This is a genomic window from Paraburkholderia phymatum, from assembly GCF_038900715.1.
Taxonomy (GTDB): Bacteria; Pseudomonadota; Gammaproteobacteria; order Burkholderiales; family Burkholderiaceae; genus Paraburkholderia; species Paraburkholderia phymatum_A.
In genome coordinates, this window is the sequence record NZ_JAYMRZ010000009.1 from 96,933 (window position 1) to 118,097 (window position 21,165).

Annotated in this window: 19 protein-coding genes; 15 read left to right on the top strand and 4 right to left on the bottom strand. The window is 64.3% G+C overall.

All coding sequences use genetic code 11. The features are described 5' to 3' along the window. Positions 1 to 6 precede the first annotated feature (6 nt). The 3 genes from VSR68_RS18200 (at position 7) to VSR68_RS18210 (ending at position 2,717) form a co-directional block, all read left to right on the top strand. Positions 7 to 720, top strand: a complete 714-nt coding sequence (locus VSR68_RS18200; RefSeq protein WP_342941162.1) for an ABC transporter permease — start codon at positions 7 to 9, stop codon at positions 718 to 720. 115 nt (positions 721 to 835) lie between these two features. Further along, complete coding sequence (locus VSR68_RS18205) at positions 836 to 1,627, top strand: ABC transporter ATP-binding protein (protein ID WP_342941163.1); 792 nt, start codon at positions 836 to 838, stop codon at positions 1,625 to 1,627. Positions 1,628 to 1,664: 37 nt separating this feature from the next. Beyond that, a complete protein-coding gene (locus VSR68_RS18210) occupies positions 1,665 to 2,717 on the top strand; it encodes a GlxA family transcriptional regulator (RefSeq protein WP_342941164.1) in 1,053 nt (350 codons plus the stop codon). 363 nt (positions 2,718 to 3,080) lie between these two features. Here VSR68_RS18210 and VSR68_RS18215 read toward each other — a convergent pair whose 3' ends face one another. Then, positions 3,081 to 3,329, bottom strand: a complete 249-nt coding sequence (locus VSR68_RS18215; protein ID WP_342941165.1) for a hypothetical protein — start codon at positions 3,327 to 3,329, stop codon at positions 3,081 to 3,083. A gap of 381 nt (positions 3,330 to 3,710) precedes the next feature. On the opposite strand from VSR68_RS18215, the gene VSR68_RS18220 reads away from it, so the two are divergent. The 6 genes from VSR68_RS18220 to astE are packed head-to-tail and all read left to right on the top strand — an operon-like array spanning position 3,711 to position 10,953. Beyond that, positions 3,711 to 4,940 carry an aspartate aminotransferase family protein gene (locus VSR68_RS18220; RefSeq protein ID WP_342941166.1) on the top strand — a complete coding sequence of 410 codons (1,230 nt, stop codon included), beginning with the start codon at positions 3,711 to 3,713 and terminating at the stop codon, positions 4,938 to 4,940. Positions 4,941 to 4,980: 40 nt separating this feature from the next. Next, entirely contained in the window at positions 4,981 to 6,033 is a 1,053-nt protein-coding gene (aruF, locus tag VSR68_RS18225; RefSeq protein ID WP_342941167.1) for an arginine/ornithine succinyltransferase subunit alpha, read from the top strand. Next, positions 6,030 to 7,070, top strand: a complete 1,041-nt coding sequence (gene astA, locus VSR68_RS18230; RefSeq protein ID WP_342941168.1) for an arginine N-succinyltransferase — start codon at positions 6,030 to 6,032, stop codon at positions 7,068 to 7,070. Before aruF ends, astA begins: the two co-directional genes overlap by 4 nt. 33 nt (positions 7,071 to 7,103) lie before the next feature. Further along, a complete protein-coding gene (gene astD / locus VSR68_RS18235) occupies positions 7,104 to 8,567 on the top strand; it encodes a succinylglutamate-semialdehyde dehydrogenase (protein ID WP_342941169.1) in 1,464 nt (487 codons plus the stop codon). Between the two features lie 9 nt (positions 8,568 to 8,576). Continuing rightward, entirely contained in the window at positions 8,577 to 9,917 is a 1,341-nt protein-coding gene (gene astB, locus VSR68_RS18240) for an N-succinylarginine dihydrolase (protein ID WP_342941170.1), read from the top strand. Further along, the gene (gene astE / locus VSR68_RS18245) at positions 9,901 to 10,953 is read left to right on the top strand and encodes a succinylglutamate desuccinylase (RefSeq protein WP_342941171.1); all 1,053 of its coding nucleotides are present in this window, start codon (positions 9,901 to 9,903) and stop codon (positions 10,951 to 10,953) included. The genes astB and astE overlap by 17 nt, the downstream gene beginning before the upstream one ends. Positions 10,954 to 11,554: 601 nt before the next feature. Here the strand turns inward: astE and VSR68_RS18250 are convergent. Then, on the bottom strand, positions 11,555 to 11,995 hold the full coding sequence (locus tag VSR68_RS18250) for a hypothetical protein (protein ID WP_342941172.1): 441 nt from the start codon (positions 11,993 to 11,995) through the stop codon (positions 11,555 to 11,557). Positions 11,996 to 12,049: 54 nt separating this feature from the next. Between VSR68_RS18250 and VSR68_RS18255 the strand changes: the two genes are divergently transcribed. The 3 genes from VSR68_RS18255 to VSR68_RS18265 all read left to right on the top strand — a co-directional run bounded on the left by VSR68_RS18255 (position 12,050) and on the right by VSR68_RS18265 (position 14,541). Then, entirely contained in the window at positions 12,050 to 12,841 is a 792-nt protein-coding gene (locus tag VSR68_RS18255; RefSeq protein WP_342941173.1) for an ABC transporter substrate-binding protein, read from the top strand. 33 nt (positions 12,842 to 12,874) lie between these two features. After that, on the top strand, positions 12,875 to 13,054 hold the full coding sequence (locus VSR68_RS18260; protein ID WP_342941174.1) for a hypothetical protein: 180 nt from the start codon (positions 12,875 to 12,877) through the stop codon (positions 13,052 to 13,054). Positions 13,055 to 13,185: 131 nt separating this feature from the next. Next, complete coding sequence (locus tag VSR68_RS18265; RefSeq protein WP_342941175.1) at positions 13,186 to 14,541, top strand: EAL and HDOD domain-containing protein; 1,356 nt, start codon at positions 13,186 to 13,188, stop codon at positions 14,539 to 14,541. Positions 14,542 to 14,640: 99 nt separating this feature from the next. Here the strand turns inward: VSR68_RS18265 and VSR68_RS18270 are convergent, their stop codons facing one another. Further along, a complete protein-coding gene (locus tag VSR68_RS18270; RefSeq protein ID WP_342941176.1) occupies positions 14,641 to 16,098 on the bottom strand; it encodes an HDOD domain-containing protein in 1,458 nt (485 codons plus the stop codon). A gap of 85 nt (positions 16,099 to 16,183) precedes the next feature. Beyond that, positions 16,184 to 18,058 (bottom strand): sensor domain-containing phosphodiesterase, encoded by a 1,875-nt coding sequence (locus VSR68_RS18275; RefSeq protein ID WP_342941177.1) that lies wholly within the window; start codon positions 18,056 to 18,058, stop codon positions 16,184 to 16,186. A 336-nt stretch (positions 18,059 to 18,394) separates the two neighbouring features. Between VSR68_RS18275 and VSR68_RS18280 the strand changes: the two genes are divergently transcribed. The 3 genes from VSR68_RS18280 (at position 18,395) to VSR68_RS18290 (ending at position 21,087) form a co-directional block, all read left to right on the top strand. Beyond that, positions 18,395 to 19,765 carry an EAL and HDOD domain-containing protein gene (locus tag VSR68_RS18280; RefSeq protein ID WP_342941178.1) on the top strand — a complete coding sequence of 457 codons (1,371 nt, stop codon included), beginning with the start codon at positions 18,395 to 18,397 and terminating at the stop codon, positions 19,763 to 19,765. 239 nt (positions 19,766 to 20,004) lie between these two features. Beyond that, positions 20,005 to 20,568 carry a redoxin domain-containing protein gene (locus tag VSR68_RS18285; RefSeq protein ID WP_342941179.1) on the top strand — a complete coding sequence of 188 codons (564 nt, stop codon included), beginning with the start codon at positions 20,005 to 20,007 and terminating at the stop codon, positions 20,566 to 20,568. A 54-nt stretch (positions 20,569 to 20,622) separates the two neighbouring features. Next, positions 20,623 to 21,087: a hypothetical protein gene (locus tag VSR68_RS18290; RefSeq protein ID WP_342941180.1), complete on the top strand. Its 465-nt coding sequence runs from the start codon at positions 20,623 to 20,625 to the stop codon at positions 21,085 to 21,087. The last annotated feature ends 78 nt before the right edge of the window (positions 21,088 to 21,165 follow it).

Genomic DNA, 21,165 nt, shown 5'->3' on the forward strand with positions numbered 1-21,165 from the left:
ACGACCATGATCGACATCCTCAACCAGTTCTGGCGCGCGTTCCTCTACTGGGACGGCCAGCGCATCTCGGGGCTTGCCGTCACGCTGTGGCTGCTGGTCGCATCGATCGGCATCGGCTTCGTGACGTCGATACCGCTTGCCGTCGCGCGCGTGTCGAAGAAGCGCTGGCTCTCGATGCCCGTGCGCTTCTACACGTATGTGTTTCGCGGCACGCCGCTCTACGTGCAGCTGCTGCTGATCTACACGGGCATGTACAGCCTCGAATTCGTGCGCTCGCATGCGTTGCTCGACACGTTTTTCCGCAGCGGCTTTCACTGCGCGATCCTCGCGTTCGCATTGAACACCTGCGCGTACACGACGGAGATCTTCGCGGGCGCGATCCGCGCGACGCCGCATGGCGAGGTCGAAGCCGCGCGCGCCTATGGGATGAGCTGGTTCACGATGTATCGGCGGATCGTGATACCGTCCGCGCTGCGCCGCGCGCTGCCGTTGTACAGTAACGAAGTGATCCTGATGCTGCATGCGACCACCGTCGCCTTCACGGCCACCGTGCCCGACGTGCTGAAGGTCGCGCGCGATGCGAACTCGGCGACGTACCGCTCGTTCGAGGCTTTCGGGCTCGCGGCGCTGATCTATCTTGCTGTATCGTTCGCGCTGGTCGCGTTGTTCCGGCGCGCCGAGCGTCACTGGCTCGCGCATCTCGCCGTGCGCCGGAATTGAAGGGATTTCGCGCCGCAGCGTACAGCGTGCGCGCGTCGTTCGCGTCGTATCGATCGATCGGCGGCTCGCAGCAACGAAGCATCCGTTTCACCTGTCTTCACTCTGGGAGAGCATCTTGCTCCACACGACTCAAACGGAAGCCTGCAAGCTCGCCGTGCAGGACATCCACAAGCGCTATGGCGATAACGAAGTGCTCAAGGGCGTCTCGCTGAACGCCAACAAGGGCGACGTGATCAGCATCATCGGTGCGAGCGGGTCGGGCAAGAGCACGTTCCTGCGCTGCATCAACTTTCTTGAGCGGCCGAATGCCGGACAGATCGTCGTCGATGGCGAAGCGGTGCGCACGAAGGTCGATCGCCACGGCAACTTCGAAGTCGCGGATCACAAGCAGTTGCAGCGCATTCGCACGAAGCTCGCGATGGTGTTCCAGCACTTCAACCTGTGGTCGCATATGAACGTGCTGGAGAATGTGACCGAGGCGCCCATCCACGTGCTCGGCTTGCCGCGCAAGGAAGCGGAAGACCGCGCGCGCGAATACCTGGAGAAAGTGGGCCTCGCGCCGCGTCTTGAGAAGCAGTATCCGTCGCATCTGTCGGGCGGCCAGCAGCAGCGCGTAGCGATTGCGCGCGCGCTGGCGATGCATCCCGACGTGATGCTGTTCGACGAGCCCACTTCGGCGCTCGATCCCGAACTCGTCGGCGAAGTGCTGAAGGTGATGCAGAAGCTCGCCGACGAGGGCCGCACGATGATCGTCGTGACGCACGAAATGGGTTTCGCGCGCAACGTGTCGAACCATGTGATGTTCCTGCATCAGGGCCGCACGGAGGAAGAGGGCGTGCCGTCCGAGGTGCTGGTCGCGCCGAAAAGCGAGCGCCTGAAGCAGTTCCTGTCCGGCAGCCTCAAGTAATCCCGTATCGCGCGGCACCACTTTGCAGCACACATCAATGGCACGCCCGTCGTCCAGTCCGGCGCGCACGACTCAGGTCGCGATCGTCGCGTTGCCGCCCGTCTCGATGTCGGGCGTGGGGCCTATCGTCGATGCGTTGCATCTTGCCAATGAAATAGACGGCCGCGCGCTGTACCGCTGGCAGGTGTGTTCGTGGGACGGGCGGCCGGTGCCGCTTGCGGGCGGCGCGCAATGGCCTGCCGACGCCGCGTTCGGCGATGCCGTTTCATGCGACTGGCTGATCATCGTCAGCGAGCGCTTCCAGCAATTCGCCGATTACCGGCTGTTCCTCGCGAGCCTGTCGCGCGTCGGCCAGCGCACGCCGCTCGTGACGGGCATTCATCATGGCGTGTGGTGGCTCGCGATGGCGGGGCAGTTGTCCGGCTATCGCGTGAGCGTGAACTGGGAGACGTATCAGCAGTTCACGGAGCAATTCGAGCGCTCGATCGTCACGCAGCAGATCTTCGAGATCGACCGTGATCGCGCGACCTGCGCGGGCGGACAGGCGACCGTCGATTTCATGCTCGCGATGATCGGCCGCGACCACGGCCCCGAGCTGGCGGAGCGGATCGCGGACACGATGGGCGTCGGCACGCTGCGCGCCGGCGAGGAGCGCCAGCGCATTCCGTTCGTGACGGCGCCGGGCGAGCGTCATCCGCGTTTGAACGATGCATTGCTGCTGATGGAAGCGAACATCGAAGACCCGCTGACCTCGGACGAGATCGCGGGGCTGGTCGGCGTATCGCGCCGGCAGCTCGAACGTCTGTTTCGCCAGTACCTGGGCTCGATGCCGTCGAAATACTACCTCGGTCTGCGCCTTGCGAAGGCGCGCACGCAGTTGCAGCGCACGAGCAAGTCGGTCGTGCAGATCAGCCTCGCATGCGGGTTCTCGTCGGCGGCGCATTTTTCCAATGCTTACCGCGAGCGGTTCGGTGTGACGCCGCGCGAAGAGCGGCGCAACTGGATCGAGAAGCAGCACGGGGCTGGGGTTGCACGTGCGGGCATCGATGAGCCGCGGCCGGCGGCGATGATCGAGCGGCCGGACGTTTAGGTTTTCTTTTTTGTCTGCCGACGGTGTTGGTTTTTTGACTTTGTCGCCGGCATCCGCGAATGCGGTTCGTGTCTGCAACGGCTTTTGTTTTGGTCTTTATGGGTTGCTGGCGGTATTCGCGTATGCGTTCGTTGCTTTGCCCTTATCGCGGGCATCCGCGATGCGCCTCGCGGCGCGGGCGTTGCCCCTGTGCGGGGCGGCACCTACTTTTCTTTGCAGCGGCAAAGAAAAGTAGGCAAAAGAAAGCCGCTCACACCGCCAATGCTCCGTATTACCCACGGGCTCTCAACGTCCCCATCCTTCACGCGGCAAAGCGCTGGCTCATGTTCGTTGCCAGCGCACTACGTGAACGCCTCACCTGCTTCATGCACCCGTGTTACGGCGCACAACATCGGATATCCTCGGCCCCTTTGCGGCAAACTGTGTGTAGGCCTTCGCACCACACAGGAAGCCTTCGCTACGCGATGCGGCGAAAAGTGCGAGCGATGCCCTGTACGACACAGCAACCTCATTCACTACCGATATGCGGCGCTGGAATTTTCGATATCCTTCGTCGTGCCACACGTGCATGAAGCGGGTCAGGCGTTTAGCGGGCGCGTTGGCAACGAACATGGGCTGCCACATTGCCGCGTGAAGGATGGGGACGTTGAGAGCCCGTGGGTAAACGTCAAGGACTGGCGGTGTGAGCCCGCTTTCTTTGCTTACTTTCTTTGCGGCGGCAAAGAAAGTGAGTGCCGCCCCGCACAGGGGCAACGCCCGCGCCGCGAGGCACATCGCGGATGCCAGCGAAGGGCAAGGCAAACGAACGCACGCGCGGATGCCAGCGGCACGCTGAAATAACCGGATGCCCGCGACAACGGCAAAAAAACAAACAGCGTCGCAAGACCTTAGTCGCAAGACATTAAAAAGAACCCGTCGCTTCCACGCAAGACGCCTCGCGCCACGTCACCTACACTAGGAACCATTACTGTGAACGAGCCCCAAGGACCCGCCATGAACGACCAGAACGTAACCCGCCAGACCTTCGACGAAGTCATGGTCCCCGTATTCGCGCCGGCGTCTTTCGTGCCGGACCGCGGCGTCGGCTCCCGTGTGTGGGACACGCAAGGCAAGGACTACATCGACTTCGCGGGCGGCATCGCCGTGACGGCGCTGGGCCACGCGCATCCGGAGCTGCTGAAGGTCCTGCACGATCAGGGTGCGAAGCTGTGGCACATCGGTAACGGTTACACGAACGAGCCCGTGCTGCGTCTGGCAAAGCGTCTCGAAGAACTGACCTTCGCCGGCCGCGCGTTCTTCGCGAACTCGGGCGCGGAAGCCAACGAAGCCGCGCTGAAACTCGCGCGCCGCGTCGCGTTCGACCGCTTCGGCGCAGAGAAAGACGAAATCATCTCGTTCACGCAGTCGTTCCATGGCCGCACGTTCTTCACGGTGAGCGTCGGCGGCCAGCCCAAGTATTCGGAAGGCTTCGGCCCGGTGCCGGGCGGCATCCGGCATCTGCCGTACAACGACATCGACGCGGCGCGCGCGGCCATCGGCCCTAACACATGTGCCGTGATCGTCGAGCCGGTGCAGGGCGAAGGCGGCGTGATTCCCGCCGATCCCGCGTTCCTGAAGGCGCTGCGCGAAGCGTGCGACCAGCACGACGCGCTGCTGATTTTCGATGAAGTGCAGACGGGCGTGGGCCGCACGGGCTTCTTCTACGCATACGAGGACACGGGCGTGACGCCCGACATCCTGACGACGGCCAAGGCGCTCGGCAACGGCTTCCCGATCGGCGCGATGCTGACCACGAAAGAGCTCGCCGCGCACTTCAAGGTCGGCGTTCACGGCACGACGTATGGCGGCAATCCGCTCGCGACGGCGATCGCGCTGAAGGTGGTGGATCTCGTCAGCGATCCGAAGCTGCTCGAAGGCGTGCGCGCGCGCAGCGAAGCACTGAAGGCGACGCTCGCGAAGATCAACGAACGCTTCGGCATTTTCAGCGAAGTGCGCGGCAAGGGCCTCCTGATCGGCGCCGAACTCACGGACACCTACAAGGGCCGCGCGAAAGACTTCGTGACGGCAGCGGGCAAGCACGGCGTGATCATGCTGATGGCGGGTCCCGATGTGCTGCGTTTCGCGCCGTCGCTGATCATTCCGCTCGACGACATGAACGAAGGTCTCGCGCGCTTCGAAAAGGCGATCGAGGAAGTCGTCGGCGCCACGGCGCTGGCCAAGTAATCCGTCGAGCCACATTAAAGCTTCATTACACGAGACCACGATGCTCTTCGTCCGCCCTGGCCGCCTGGCCGATCTCGACGCCTTGCAACAGATGGCGCGCAACGCGCAGCCCGTGCTGCACTCGCTGCCGCACGACCGGCGCGCGCTGGAGGCGCGCGTCGCGTTGTCGGAAGACTCGTTTCGCGCGGAAGTCGATTTTCCGGGCGAGGAGTTCTATCTCTTCGTGCTGGAGGACAGCGAGACGGGCATGCTGCACGGCACGGCGAGCATCGTTGCGGCAGCCGGCTACTCGGAACCGTTCTACGTGTTCCGCAACGATGCCCTCATTCACGCGTCGCGCGAACTGCACGTGAACCGCAAGATTCACGCGCTGACGATGTCGCATGAACTGACGGGCAAGAGCCGTCTCGCCGGCTTCTATATCGATCCGGCGATGCGCGGCGATGCCGCCGCTCATCTGATGTCCCGCGCACGCATGATGTACATCGCCGCGAACCGCAAGCGCTTCACGTCCGAGGTCTTCTCGCTGCTGCTCGGCGTGACGGACGACGTGGGCGTGTCGCCGTTCTGGGAAGCCGTCGGCCGCAAGTTCTTCGGCCGCAATTTCGCGGATATCGAAGTGCAGTCGGGCGGACGCAGCAGCACGTTCATCGCGGAAGTGATGCCGAGCTATCCGATCTATGTGCCGCTGTTGCCCGAAGCCGCGCAGCGCGTGCTCGGCGAGCCCGACGAAAAGGCGCTGCTCGCGTATGACATCCACATGGAAGAGGGCTTCGAGACCGACCGCTACGTCGATATCTTCGATGCGGGTCCGGTGCTCACCGCGCAGGTCGACCGCAGCACATGCGTGGCGCGCAACGAGACGCGCGCGGTGCGCGAGGCGTCGGCGCAACAGGGCGCGACGTATCTGATCGCGAGCAACAGGCCGGGCGAATTCCGTTGCGTGCTCGCCGATCTGCCCGCGCAGAAAGAAGAAGGCGCGCCGCTGCCGGCGGCCGCGCGTGATGCGCTCGGCGTGCGGGACGGCGAGGCCGTGCGCTGCGTGCCGTTGCATCAGCAGGAACAGAAACACACTACGGGAGAAGCACAATGATCGTCGTTCGCGTCGTGCAGACGGGCGATGTGGACGCGCTCGTCGCGCTCGCTCAGGAGACGGGGCCCGGTCTCACGACCTTCAAGCCGGACCGCGATGCGCTCGCCGCGCGCATCGCTCGCGCGCGCCGCACGATCGAGGACAAGGCCGCATCGCACGAGAAGGGCTACTTCTTCGTGATGGAAGATTCGCAGACGAAGGACATTGCCGGCGTCTGCGGCATCGAAACGGCCGTGGGACTCGAGCAGCCGTTCTACAACTATCGCGTGAGCACGGTCGTGCATGCGTCGCAGGATCTCGGCATCTGGACGCGCATGCGCGCGCTCAACATCTCGCACGACCTGACGGGTTACGCGGAAGTGTGCTCGCTGTTCCTGAGCCCGCGTTATCGCGCGCACGGCGTGGGCGGCTTGCTGTCGCGCTCGCGCTTCATGTTCATCGCGCAGTTTCGCGACCGCTTCCCGCAGCGCATCTGCGCGGAGCTGCGGGGCCATTTCGACGCGGACGGCACGTCGCCGTTCTGGCGCGCGGTCGGCTCGCACTTCTATCAGATCGATTTCAACGCCGCGGACTATCTCAGCTCGCATGGCCGCAAGTCGTTCCTCGCCGAGCTGATGCCGCGCTTCCCCGTGTATGTCGAGTTGCTGCCCGAAGACGCGCAGCAGGCGATCGGCCTCACGCATAGCGACACGCTGCCCGCGCGCAAGATGCTCGAAGCGGAAGGGCTGCGTTACGAGAATCACGTCGACATCTTCGATGCAGGTCCCGTGCTCGAATGCCACGTCGCCGACTTGAGAACGGTGCGCGAGAGCGTCGTCGTGCCCGTCGAGATCTCCGCAGTTCGAGCACAGGAAGACGCCGCGCCGGAAAGCGGCCCGCGTTCGCTCGTTTCGAACACGTCGCTGGTCGACTTCCGAACGGGCGTGGCGGCGGGCGTCGTCGAGGACGGCGTGTTCCGTCTGTCGGCGGACGAGGCGGCGGCATTGAACGTGAAGGCAGGCGAGCCCGTGCGCGTGCTGCCGCTGAAACGCAAATGAGCGTAGGTAAGTGAGAGAGAAACAAGGACTGACATGAGCGAGCTTTTCATCGACGGCGAATGGATCGCCGGCACAGGACACGCATTCGCATCGCGCAACCCCGGAACGGGCGCGACGGTGTGGGAAGGCAATAGCGCATCGGCCGACGATGTCGATCGCGCCGTGATGAGCGCGCGCTGTGCGTTCGCGATGTGGTCGGCCGTGAGCCTCGACGAACGCATCGCCATCGTGCGCCGCTTCGCTGCACTGATCAACGAACGCAAGGAAGCGATCGCCGAGGCGATCGGCCGCGAAACGGGCAAGCCGCTGTGGGAAGCGCGCACGGAAGCCGCGTCGATGGCGGCGAAGGTCGAGATCTCGATCCAGTCGTACAACGAGCGCACGGGCGAACGGCGCGCCGCGATGGCGGACGGCACGGCCGTGCTGCGTCATCGTCCGCATGGCGTCGTGGCCGTGTTCGGTCCGTATAACTTTCCGGGGCATTTGCCGAACGGGCACATCGTGCCCGCGCTGATCGCGGGCAATGCCGTCGTGTTCAAGCCTTCGGAACTCGCGCCGGGCGTCGCGCGCATTACCGTCGAAGTGTGGCGCGAGGCGGGCCTGCCCGCAGGCGTGCTGAACCTCGTGCAAGGCGAGAAGGACACGGGCATTGCGCTTGCGAATCATCGGCAGATCGACGGCCTGTTCTTCACGGGCAGCTCGGATACGGGCACGCTGCTGCACAAGCAGTTCGGCGGGCGGCCCGAGATCGTGCTCGCGCTGGAGATGGGCGGCAACAACCCGCTTGTCGTCGGGCCCGTCGCGGATATCGACGCCGCCGTGCATCACACGATTCAGTCGGCGTTTCTGTCGGCAGGGCAGCGCTGCACATGCGCGCGTCGAATCTTCGTGCCGAACGACGCGTTCGGCGAGCGCTTTATCGAGCGCCTTGTCGACGTGACGTCGCGCATCGCGGTCGGCGAATACAACGCCGATCCCCAGCCGTACATGGGCGCCGTGATTTCGGCGCGCGCGGCGGCGCGTCTCGTCGAGGCGCAGGCGCGGCTGATCGCCGACGGCGCGAAACCGCTGCTGAAAATGGAGCAACGCGATCCGAAGCTCGGCTTCGTGACGCCGGCGATTCTCGACGTGACGAACGTGCAGAGCCTGCCCGACGAAGAGCACTTCGGCCCGCTCGCGCAGATCGTTCGCTATGGTTCGTTTGACGAAGCGATCACGGGCGCCAACGATACCGAGTTCGGTCTGTCGGCAGGACTGCTCGCCGACGACGAAGCGCTGTGGACGCACTTTCAGCGTACGATCCGCGCCGGCATCGTGAACTGGAACCGGCCGACCAATGGCGCATCGTCGGCGGCGCCGTTCGGCGGCACGGGGCGTTCGGGCAATAACCGGCCGAGTGCGTACTACGCGGCCGATTACTGCGCGTACCCGATGGCCTCCGTCGAAAGCGCGCAACTGCAAATGCCCGCGAGCGTGTCGCCGGGTCTTCATTTCTAAGGATCGACGATGCAAGCCACTGAAGCGAATTTCGACGGACTCGTCGGACCGACCCACAACTATGCGGGGCTGTCGTTCGGCAACGTCGCGTCGCAGACCAACGAGAAGTCCGTTGCGAACCCGAAGGCCGCTGCGAAGCAGGGCCTGCGCAAGATGAGGCAGCTCGCGGACCTCGGTTTCAATCAGGGCGTGCTGCCGCCGCAAGAGCGTCCGTCGATGCGCCTGTTGCGCGAGCTGGGTTTCTCCGGCGATGAGGCGAGCGTGATCGCGCGCGTCGCGAAGAATGCGCCTGAACTGCTCGCGGCGGCAAGCTCCGCATCGGCTATGTGGACCGCGAACGCGGCGACCGTCAGCCCGTCCGCGGATACGCACGATGGCCGCGTGCACTTCACGCCGGCGAACCTGACGAGCAAGCTGCATCGCGCGATCGAACACGAATCGACGCGCCGCACGCTGCGCGCGATTTTCGCGGACCCGTCGCGCTTCGTCGTACACGAAGCCTTGCCCGGCACGCCCGCACTCGGCGACGAAGGCGCGGCGAACCACACGCGCTTTTGCGCGGAGTACGGCGCGAAGGGCGTCGAATTCTTCGTCTATGGCCGCAGCGAATATCGCCGCGGACCCGAGCCGAAACGTTACCCCGCGCGTCAGACGTTCGAGGCGAGCCGTGCTGTCGCGCATCGTCATGGCCTTTCCGACGATGCAACGGTGTACGCGCAACAGACGCCCGACGTGATCGACGCGGGCGTGTTCCACAACGACGTGATCGCAGTGGGCAATGCGCGCACGCTGTTCTGTCATCAGCTGGCGTTCGTCGATCAGCGGGCCGTTTACGACGAACTGCACGCGAAGCTGTCGAAGCTCAACGGCGAGTTCAATGTGATCGAGGTGCCGGACGCGCAGGTGAGCGTCGCCGATGCCGTGACGTCGTATCTGTTCAACAGCCAGCTGCTGTTGCGCGGCGATGGCCGCCAGGTGCTGGTCGTGCCGCAGGAATGCCGCGAGAATCCGCGCGTTGCGGCGTACCTCGACGAGCTTGCATCGAGCAAGGCGCCCATCGACGACGTGCTCGTTTTCGATCTGCGCGAGAGCATGAAGAACGGCGGCGGGCCCGCGTGCCTGCGTCTGCGTGTGGTGCTCAACGATGCCGAGCGTGGCGCGGTGGCGCCGGGCGTGTGGATCGACGACAGTCTCTTCACGAGGCTCGATGCGTGGATCGAGAAGCACTATCGCGATCGCCTCGCGCCGCTGGATCTGGCCGATCCGCAGTTGCTCACGGAGTCGCGCACGGCGCTCGACGAACTGACGCAGATTCTGGGTTTGGGATCGCTGTATGACTTCCAGCGCTGATACGCCCGTGCCGGCGATGCTCGACGATTTCCTCGCGTTCACGCTCGCGGGCGCGCAGCCTGCCGACGATGCGCGCGCCGGTGTGTGCGCGAACGGCGTGCAATGGTCGTGGATCGACGACGGCGTGCTCCAGTTCGAGCCCGCTGCGTCATCGGGTGGCGACGTGCATAGCGTGCTTGCGTCCGCTGGCATTCATGGCGACGAGACGGCGCCCATCGAGCTGCTGTCGTTTCTGGTCCGCGACATTGCGCGCGGACGCGTTGCGCTCGCGTGCAGGCTGCTCGTCATTCTGGGCAACGTGCAGGCGATGCGCGAGTCGTGCCGCTATATCGACGACGATCTGAACCGGCTTTTCAGCGGGCGTCACGCGCAGTTGCCCGAGAGTCACGAGGCGCCGCGTGCTGCCGCGTTGGAGCGCATTGCGATGCGCTTTTTCGACGATGCATCGGATGCGCCCGGCGCGCGCTGGCACATCGACATGCACACAGCGATTCGCGCGTCCGTGTTCGAGCAGTTTGCGTTGTTGCCGCATACGGGCGCGCCGTTGTCGCGTTCGATGTTCGAGTGGCTGCGCGATGCGCGTATTGCGGCTGTGCTGCTGCATACGACGAAGGGCAACACGTACTCGCATTTCACGGCCGAGTCGTGTGGCGCGGATGCCTGCACGTTGGAGCTGGGGAAGGTAAGGCCTTTTGGGCAAAACGACTTGTCGCGGCTTGTTGGCGCCGATCATGCCGTGCGGCAGCTCATCGCGGGTGAGGCGGGGAATGCTTCGCTTGCGTTGCCGCGTGTGTTTACTGTGATCGATCAGATCACGAAGCGGAGCGATGCATTTGAATTGCTGTTCGCGAAGGACGTGGCCAACTTCACAGCGTTTGGGCGCGACACGGTGCTCGCGCGGGATGGCGATTACCGGTATGTCGTGCGGCATGACGAAGAGCGGATCGTGTTTCCTAATGCGACCGTCAAGCCTGGGTTGAGGGCGGGGTTGCTGGTTGTTGAGACTACCGATGAGACGCATTCGGTGTTGATGTAGGTTTTTTGTCTGTCTGCGACGCTGTTGGTGTTTATGGCTTGCCGCCGGCATCCGCGTATGCGTTCGTTGCTTTGCCCTTATCGCTGGCATCCGCGTATGCGCCTCGCGGCGCGGGCGTTGCCCCTGTGCGGGGCGGCACTCACTTTCTTTGCCGCCGCAAAGAAAGTAAGCAAAGAAAGCGGGCTCACACCGCCAGTGCTTGACCTTTACCCACGGGCTCTCAACGTCCCCATCCTTCATGCGGCAGCATACTGACGTGCATTCGTTGCCAGCGCACTACTCGAGCGCCTCACCTGCCTCGCGCACCTGCGTTGCGGCCCGCGACATCGAAGATCCCCGGCCCCTTAGCGGCAAACTGTGTGTAGGCCTTCGCACCACACAGGAAGCCTTCGCTACGCGATGCGGCTTAAGTGAGGGAGATGCCCTGTACGACACAGCAACCTCATTCACTACCGACATGCGGTGCTGGAACGTTCGATGTCCTTAGCCGTGCCACACGTGCATGAAGCGGGTCAGGCGTTTAGCGGGCGCGTTGGCAACGAACATGGGCTGCCACATTGCCGCGTGAAGGATGGGGACGTTGAGAGCCCGTGGGTAGAGGTCAAGTGCGGGCGGTGTGAGCCCGCTTTCTTTTGCCTACTTTTCTTTGCGGCGGCAAAGAAAAGTAGGTGCCGCCCCGCACAGGGGCAACGCCTGCGCCGCGAGGCGCATATGCGGATGCCAGCGCAAAGGCAAAAACACCACAGGAAAAGCCGTTGCAAACAAAAGCAGGTGCAGGGGCAACGCCCGCGCCGCGAGGCGCTAATGCGGATGCCAGCAGCAAGCCATGAAGACCAAAACAAAAGCCGTCGCAGACACGAACCGCATTCGCGAATGCCAGCGGCAAAGCCAAAAAAACCAATAGCGTCGCAGACAAAAAACACTGCCGCGCGCAGCGAACAAGGAAGACCCTGTAAAATCCACCGCCTCGTGCGGCGTCTTGTGCGCCGCACCACCCCCCGCACACGCGCTTGAACCGTATTTTTAGCATTGCAATGATCACGCGCACGCCCAACGCGGGGCGTACCGCATACCCGCATTCTTGAGGAAAGCATCGATGAAAATGAGTTGGCAAAAGATGGCCGCGCTCGCCGCATTCGCGGGCGCGATGATGGCAGTGAACGCAACGGCCGCCGAGATCAAGGAACTCCGGTTCGGCGTCGAGGCGTCGTATGCGCCGTTCGAATCGAAGTCGCCGGCGGGTGAGCTGCAAGGCTTCGATATCGACGTCGGCAACGCCGTCTGCGCCCGGCTCAAGACGAAGTGCGTGTGGGTCGAGAACTCGTTCGACGGCCTGATCCCCGCGCTCCAGGCCCGCAAGTTCAACGCGATCAACTCGGATATGTCGATCACCGACCAGCGCCGCGCCGCCATCGACTTCACCGATCCCATCTACGTGATCCCCAACCAGATGATCGCGAAGAAGGGCAGCGGCCTGCAGCCGACGGCCGCATCGCTGAAGGGCAAGCACGTCGGCGTGCTGCAAGGCACGATCCAGGAAACCTACGCGAAGGCCAAGTGGGCGCCCGCAGGCGTCGACGTGATTCCGTATCAGACGCAGGACCAGGTGTACGCCGATCTCGTCGCGGGCCGTCTCGACGCATCGTTCCAGGACGCGGAAGCGGCGTCGAAGGGCTTCCTCAAGAAGCCGCAGGGCGCAGGCTTCGAATTCGCGGGCCCGCCCGTTTCGGACGAAAAGCTGCTCGGCTCGGGCGTCGGCTTTGGCATCCGCAAGGGCGACACCGCGCTGAAGGACGCCGTCAACCAGGCATTGAAGGAACTGAAGGCCGACGGCACGCTCGATCGCCTCGCCGCGAAATACTTCGACGTGAAAGTCGTGCTCAGGTAATACGCGCGTCATCGGCTGCGGATAAGCTCGCCGATGTTGTTCGACTACGGCCGCTTCGAGCGGCCGTTTTGTTTTTTGCCCTTGTTTTATGGTCTTTTTGAGCAGCCATGCTCCGGGGCCATTGTGGCTGCGCTAAAATCGGCGAGCGGGGAAAAGGGCTCGATGCGCCGCGCTCGGGAAGCGGGCGCTTCGAAGCCTCAAGAACAACACTGAACACGATGAGAGCACGAAGCGCCACGCTTCGCTGCAACCACATGCATGGGACCAGGTAGTCACGGGACGGGAGCACGCGTTAAAGCGCCCACTCCGATCGACACGCCGGGTCTGGTCGACAGGGGACCGGAATGACTACCAACGCAGTCGCTGAAGAACGCCAGGCCGAGGGCGTTCACGGCATCGCGCAGGACCAGTGGGCAAACGTTTCAATTGCCCGTCAGCCTGTTCTGAATCGCGACAACATGTTGTGCGCGTTCGAACTCAAGGTGCACCAGCCGCCCGTCGCGCAAGCGAGCGAAGAGCCGGCGACGGCAGACGAGCCATCATCGAAGCCACAGGGCAGCGCAGCGGAAGCCATCATCCGCGCCGTTTTGCAGGCCGATGTGCGCGCCGCGCTCGCCGGTCATCCGGGCTATCTGCAGATCACGCGCGAACTGCTGTTCGACGACGCGCTCCGCCAGATTCCCGCCGGGCGCTTCATGTTCGAGCTGCCGCCCGAAATCGGTGCCGACGATCAGCTGATCGCGCGCATCGTCGAGCTGCATGGCCGCCGCTATCGCTTCGTGCTCGACAACGTCGCGCAGGCCGACGAAAACTTCGCGCGTCTTCTGCCGTATGCGGATGCCGTGAAGATCGACATGAACCGCATCCCGCAGGCGATGTTGCCGAAGTTCGCGAGCGTGCTGAAGTCGGCGGGCAAGCTGCTGATCGCGCTCGGCGTCGAGTCGCAAGCCGCGTTCGAGCAGGCCTTCAATCTCGGCTTCGACCGCTTTCAGGGCTATTACTTCGCGCATCCGCAGGGCGCGGACGCGCGCAAGGTCAGCGCGCCGCGTCATGCGCTGCTGAACCTGCTGCAACTGCTCGGCGGCGAGCCGACGGTCGCGCAACTCGAAGCGGAACTGAAGCTGAACCCCGTGCTCGTGATGCACCTGATGCGCCTCGCGAACTCGAGCGGCCTCGCGATGGGGCGCAAGGTCACGACGCTGCGCGAGGCGATCAACGCGACGGGCACCAACCGCATCGCGCGCTGGACGCAACTGCTGTTGTACGCGGACGGCCGCAAGGTCGCGCTCGAAGACGATCCGTTGCTGCAACTCGCCGCCACGCGCGCGCGCTTCATGGAACTGGCCGTCGAGCGCCTGCCCGAGGCGGGCCGTCACGAAACCGATGCGGCGTTCCTCACGGGCGTGTTCTCGTTTGTCGATGCGGTGTTCGGCGGCTCGATCGAACATACGCTGAACGTGCTTGCGCTGGCGAAGCCGATCCGCGACGCGATTCTCCAGCGTGATGGCGTGCTCGGCACGTTGCTGACCGTGATCGAAGCGCTGGAGCGCGGCGCGTGGTCCGACATCGAAAACGGCTGTGCGCGGCTCGAAGGCCTGCAGGTGCGCGACGTCGCGCAAATGGGCCTGGTCGCGGCTGCGTGGGCGGGCATCGCCGATCGCAGCGCGGAAGCGGCGGGGCTCGAGCGGATCGAGGATTGAAGAAGACGCGCGGCTCGAACGCATGAGCCGCGCAGGTCGATGGCAGAAGGTGCGCGGATGACCTCGGCCTGAGCCGGTCAGCGCGGCCTTCGTGCTACATCACAGCGTTTCCACTTCACTCACCGGCGCGTGCGCGAAGAACCGTCCTAGTTCTCGCGCGAGGTCGTTGAGCGCGGCCATTTCCCGCTGCGAGATGCGGCGCGGCATGTCGTGACGCGCCCAGTCGCCGTAGAGCAGCGCGACCGTCGATTTGTTCTCCAGCACCACGGGCAGCAATACGAACGAATGCACGTCGTCGAATGCGTGGCGGTACCAGCCCGGCAAACGCGCGTGCATCTTCGGGTCGCGTGCGTTCTCGATGAAGATGCCAACCGAGTTCGCGATCGCGAGATGAAACACGTCGGGCTCGAACGCCGTCGCGAAGCTGAGCTTGGGCAACGCGCCTTCGATCTTCGCGCCGAAGCCCATTGTCGCCTTGAAGATGCCGCTGCCCTGACGCACGAACACGACAGTGCGCTCGAAGTGCAGTCCCGCGAGCACGGTCTCCGATGCCATCGCGAGCGCGGGCGCAAGTCCGCTGTCGCCCGGCAGCGCCTGTAGCTCGCTGACGCCCGCGAGAATGCACGACTCCGGGTCAAGCGACTCGCGCGCGATCGCATCGGCGTTCGCGCGCAATTCGAAGATCTCGCGCATCACGCCGTCGCGCGTTTCTTCTTCGGCGAGCGTCAGGCTCATGTCGACGAGCACTTCGGGGTCGGTGCCGAGCGTGCGGCTGTAGCGCTGCGCAAGTTCGGCGATGCGCACGTCGCGTTGTGACTCGGGCAGATGCGTCTGCGTGAGCACGTTTGCGACTTCCGTCGAATAGTTCGTGATCGCGCGCAGCCATTGCGCCTGGCGCGGTTCGTCGTGCTGCAGCGGATCGAACTCGGTCATGCCGACGCGGATCATGTCCGGCAGGCGCCAGCGCGTCGCCGCTTCGAGTCCGATCTCCTGGAACGTCACGCCGAGCACGCTTTCGCAGGCTTCGTTTTCGCCCATGCCCGTATCGACCTGACGGCGAATCTGGTCCCACTCGGCATCGAGATAGAACACGACGAGCAGCTTGCCGACCTGGCGCATCAGCGTGCACACGACGGCCTCTTCGCCCTCGCGCAGATCGCCGCGTTCGGTGATCTTGCGCGCGACGCAGCCCGAGAGCATCGTGCGGTTCAGTTCGAGCTTCGCGTCGATGCGGCGCGGCACGCTGTGATGAAAGTGATCGACGATCTTCAGGCCGACGACGAGATGGCCGACCGCGTCCATGCCGAGCACCATCAGCGCGCGCGAGACGGTCGTGATGTTGCCGCCGAACGCCATGTACATCGCCGAGTTCGCGAGACGCAGCACTTTCTGCGTCAGCGCGAAGTCGGAGAGCACGATCTGCACGAGCGCGCTGAAGTCGAGGTCGTCGTTGCTCATCGCGGCCATCGTCGTGCGGAGCGACTGCTGCAGCATCGGAAAATCGCCGCGCTCGTTCATGCGAGCCCAGAGCCGGTCAAGCAGCGCAGCCTTTAGCATGAGAATCCCGCGAAAGCCATACAAGTTCCAGTTAGCGGCACGCCGATGCGTGGCCGATGCACAGTGCGAGCACGCGTCGTCTCAGTCACGCTTCACCATGCACGTGTAGCGCCCGCGATTCGAAGCGCTGTGCGAGCTCTTCCGACGGCAGTGCCTTGCAGACGAGCCAGCCCTGAATGTGATCGCAGCCCATCTCGGTGAGCAGATTGCGCTGTTCTTCCGTCTCGACACCTTCGGCGACGAGCTCGAGATCGAGCGTTTGCGCAAGGCCCACGACAGCGCTGACGATGGCCTGATCGTTGCGCGACGTTAGCAGGTTCTCCACAAAGCTCCGGTCGATTTTCAGTTTGGCCAGTGGAAAGCGTTGCAGATACGCAAGGCTCGAATAGCCGGTGCCGAAGTCGTCGACGGCGAAGCGGATGCCGAGTCCCGTCAGTTCTTCGAGCAACGTCGTCGCGTGCTGCGGGTCGTGCATCAGCAGGCTTTCCGTGATCTCGAACACGAGCCGGCTCGGATCGATGCCCGTCAGCGCGATCGCTTCGCGCACGCTCTCCTTGAAGCGCGGATCGCGGAACTGTTGCGGCGACACGTTGACGGCGACGTATTGCAGCCGGATGCCTTGCGCGTCCCAGCGGATCAGCTGCATGCACGCGGCCTTCAGCACCCAGTTGCCGAGGTAGTTGATGAGGCCGACCGATTCGGCTAGCGGAATGAACATCGACGGCGGCACGAGTCCGTGCACGGGATGCTGCCAGCGGATCAGCGCTTCCACGCCGACTACGCCGCGCGTCTGGCTGCTCGTGATCGGCTGGAAGTGCAGCGAGAACTCGCCGTTGCGCACGCCGTCGTACAGGTCCGATTCGAGCTTGAGGCGCTCGGCGTCGGCGGGGCTGTCGTCGGGCACGTAGAAGGCGAGCGTGTTGCCGCCCGCCGCCTTCGCGCGCAACAGCGCGTGATCGGCCCAGCGCAATAGCTGGCTGTCGCGCGGCGAGGCGTCGGGCGAATCGGGCGTGCGCTGCGTCTCAGCCATGTGCTGCGTGTCGGACATGTGCTGCATATCAGACATGTGCTGCGCGTCGGGATACAGCGCGATGCCGACGCTCGCCGACAGATGCACGGGCTGACGATTGAACGTGTACGGCTGTTGGATCGCCGTCAGCAGACGCCGCGCCAGCGCTTCGGCGGCGATCGCGGCATCGGCGCGCGCATGAACGGGCGGCAGCAGGATAGCAAACTCGTCGCTGGAGATGCGCGCGATCACTTCGCCTTGTGTCGCCATGTTGGTCAGGCGGCGCGCGGTGTCGCGCAGCATCTCGTCGCCCGCGTCGTAGCCGAGCGCGCGGTTCACGCGCTGATAGTCGTCGAGATCGAGCAGCAGCAGTGCGGCCGCCTTGCCCGTCGCATCGGCCTTTCGCTGTGCGTTGCGCATGTCCTCGATCAGCGCGGGCAACGTCGCGAGGCCCGTCAGATGATCGTGATGCAATCGATGCTTGAGGTTCGCCTCCGCCGTGCGCCAGCTCGATACGTCGAAGCCCGCGATCGCGTAGCCTTCGATGCCGTCGTGGCAGTTGCGCACGATGCGCAGTTCGACGGGCACGGGGTAGGTCAGCGACTTGATCAGATCGAGCGTGACCTTTTCGATGGCGCCCGTTTCGTCGGCGCGGCGCAATGCGGCGTCGAGCGACGCGACGTCGGCGGGCGCGACGAGCTCGTGCAGCGTGACGGTTTGCAGATATTCGCGGTGGTAGCCGATGAAGCGCAGGCTCGCTTCCGACACATACAGGAACGTGAGGTTGCGCGCCACGTGCGCGAGGAAGTCGACTGCGCCCGCGGCCTGCTCGAGCCCAGCCGCGAGATCTTGCGCGACCGTCGCGCGCGCGGGCTGACGGACCGCGCGGAATCGGTCGATAGCCGTGCGCAGCAAGCCCCGGCGGGCTGGGGTGATCCTGGTCGCTTCCATGTATGTCGGTGACTACCCGGGTTCGTCGTGAGGCGGGACGGCGCGCAATGCCCACGGGACGACGGGTCCGTGCGGGGCGTAAGGCCATCCATCAGAACGGGATAACGACCCTCGCGGCGGAATCTTTAGCGTTCGCACATAAAAAGCGCCGTAACGTGTGGTAGAGGCAGCCGACCCATGCATCCGCCTGTGAATTCCGCTAAAGTCGCGGCGACCGCGCACCGTTAACGCGTCTGATGCGGCGTCTGATGTGCCGCGTTGGCGAAGCACGCGCGTTGCCCGAAGGGCGCACGCCATCCCGTTCAACGGACTATGGAATTCAAACCGCCGAGAAAATTGTCCGATCCTTCCCAAGACAACGATCAAGCCGCGCGGCCCCAAACGTTTGCGCAAGCCCATGGCGAGCACGACGCGCTGTTGTCGTCGCAGTCCGCCTCTCAGTCCGCTTCACAGTCTTCCTCTCAGTTCGTCTACGTCGGACGTCAGCCGATCCTCGACCGCAACGGCGCGTTGCATGCATACGAACTGCTCTTTCGCGGCAGCGCGCGCAACTACGCGGAAGTCTCCGACGATGCGCAAGCGACCGCACAGGTCGTCGTGCGCACGATAGGCGGCATCGGCGTGCGGTCGGTGCTCGGCACGCATCGGGGCTACGTGAATATCAGCAGCAAGCTCCTGTTCGACGACATCGTGCATCTGATGCAGCCCGAGCGCTTCGTGCTCGAAATCCTTGAAACGGTCACGTTCGATGCACGGCTCATTGCGCGCATCGCCGAGTTGCGGCGCGCGGGCTTTCGCATCGCGCTCGACGACGTGTGCGAGCTGTCGCCGAATCTGCTCACCGTGTTGCCGCACGCGGACATCGTCAAGATCGACTTCCTGCAGACGGACCGCTCGCAGTTGCGCACGCTCACGCGGACGCTGCGCATGCACGGCAAGACGCTGATCGCCGAAAAGGTCGAAACGCGCAAGGACTTCGCGCTTGCACGCGAGTTGGGCTTTCATCTGTTCCAGGGTTATTTCTTTGCGCGGCCGCAAGTGCTGTCGACGCGCCATAACCGTTCATCGCGTGCATCGCTGATGCGGCTGCTTGCGCTGCTCGCGGGCGACGCGGGGATCGTCGAGCTCGAAGACGAATTGAAGCGAAATCCGAATGTCGTGATGCAACTGCTGCGCCTCGTCAATTCAAGTGCGTTCGGGCTTGGACGCAATATCTCGTCGCTGCGCGAAGCGATCATCGCAACGGGCACGCGGCAGATCGCGCGCTGGGCGCAACTGTTGCTGTACGCGGGCGGCGGCGACCTGCCGTGGCGCTCCGATCCCCTCGTGCAACTGGCCGGCACGCGCGCGCGCTTCATGGAGCTGGCCGCGCGCTGGATACGCCCGAACGACGAAAGCTTCGCCGATGCGGCGTTTCTGACGGGCGTGTTCTCGCTGGTGCACGTGCTCGTCGATTCGACGCCCGGCGAGACGCTCGATCCGCTGGACCTGTCGCCTATCATTCGCGATGCGATCGTCGCACGCGCGGGGCCGATGGGCGCGCTGCTGCGGATCGCGGAAGCGGCGGGCGAAGCGCAGGATGCGGCCGCGATCGCAGCGATCGCGAGCGCGCAATCGCTCGCGGAATTCGCGGCGCTGACGCCCGTCGTGCTCGCCGAGTTGAACCTGTCGGCGGCAGCGTGGTTTGGCGCGCATCTCGTGGATTAAAGTCTGCATCCCGTTCGTTTCATGCATTGGCGGGTGATGGCGCCGATCGTGCGCGTGGTCAGCGGACTGCACGGTTCGTGGACGGATCGACAGCGTTCATGCCGCGCGCCGACGCGCATTCGCCAAACGTGGTCCAATACCGAAGGGCAGGTTACGTTTGCGACGGCTCGCATGGTGATGCGCGCGGGCATCGCGCGGCATTGCACGGGCATCGTGCGTTCACGATTCGAGGACTCGACATGAAGCAGAAGATTGTGCCGTTCGCGCTGGCGGCTACGCTGTGCGCGAGTTTGTCGCTGTATGCGCTGACGGCTTCCGCCACGCTCAAGCCCGGCGACGACGCGCCGGACTTCACGACGCAGGCGTCGCTGGGAGGCAAGACCTACAAGTACCAACTCGCCGATGCGCTCAAGAAAGGGCCCGTCGTCCTGTACTTCTATCCCGCCGCCTTCACGAAGGGCTGCACGATCGAGGCGCACGAGTTCGCGGAAGCCGTCGACGAGTACAAGAAGTATGGCGCGACCGTGATCGGCGTGTCGCACGACAACATCGACACGCTGACGAAGTTCTCGGTCAGCGAATGCCGCAGCAAATTCCCCGTTGCGGCCGATCCCGATTCGAAGGTCATCGACGCGTATGACGCAGGCCTGCCGATGCACGCGTCGATGGCGAACCGCGTGTCGTATGTGATCGCGCCCGATGGCAAGGTTATCTACGAGTACACGAGCCTGTCGCCCGACAAGCACGTCGAAAACACGATGCAGGCGCTCAAGGCGTGGGCCGCGACCCACAAGCAGCCTTGACGATGCTTCGTTGCGCGCAGTCCGCGCCACTCCGCTACTGATCGTCGATACGCAATGCCCATTGTCGTCGGACTGCTCGTACTGGCCGCGCTGATCTATGGCGCCGTGCAGGCGTTTCATGCGCTGTCGGCGCGATTCGGGCTGGGCGTGGCGGTCGGCGTCGCGGCGCTCGTCGTCGCGCTGCTGCTCGCGGCGCTCGCATGGTGGTGGCGTCGGCGCAAGGAAGTCGCGGCCAATATCCGCGATGGCGACTGGACGCACGAACTCAAAGGCGAATGGGGCGACGTGCGGCTCGCGGCGGGCAAGCGGCTTTGCGACGTGCAGGTGAGCGGCACGCGCGGCTCGTACATTTTCGCGGACCTTCGACACGCGCAGCCGGTGCGCGATGGCGAGCGCTGGCAGGTCAAGCTCGATGTGAAGGATGCGGTGCATCCCGAATGGCGCTTGCCGATGACGTCGGAGCGCGAGGCGCGTCAATGGACGCGCATTTTCCTGCTGGCGATGGCGCAGAAGCTTTGAGGGGCGGGGGCTTGTGGTTAGCTCGAACGATTAGCCGACCGGTTCACTGAACGCTGGCCTCCGCATGATGCCTGGCGG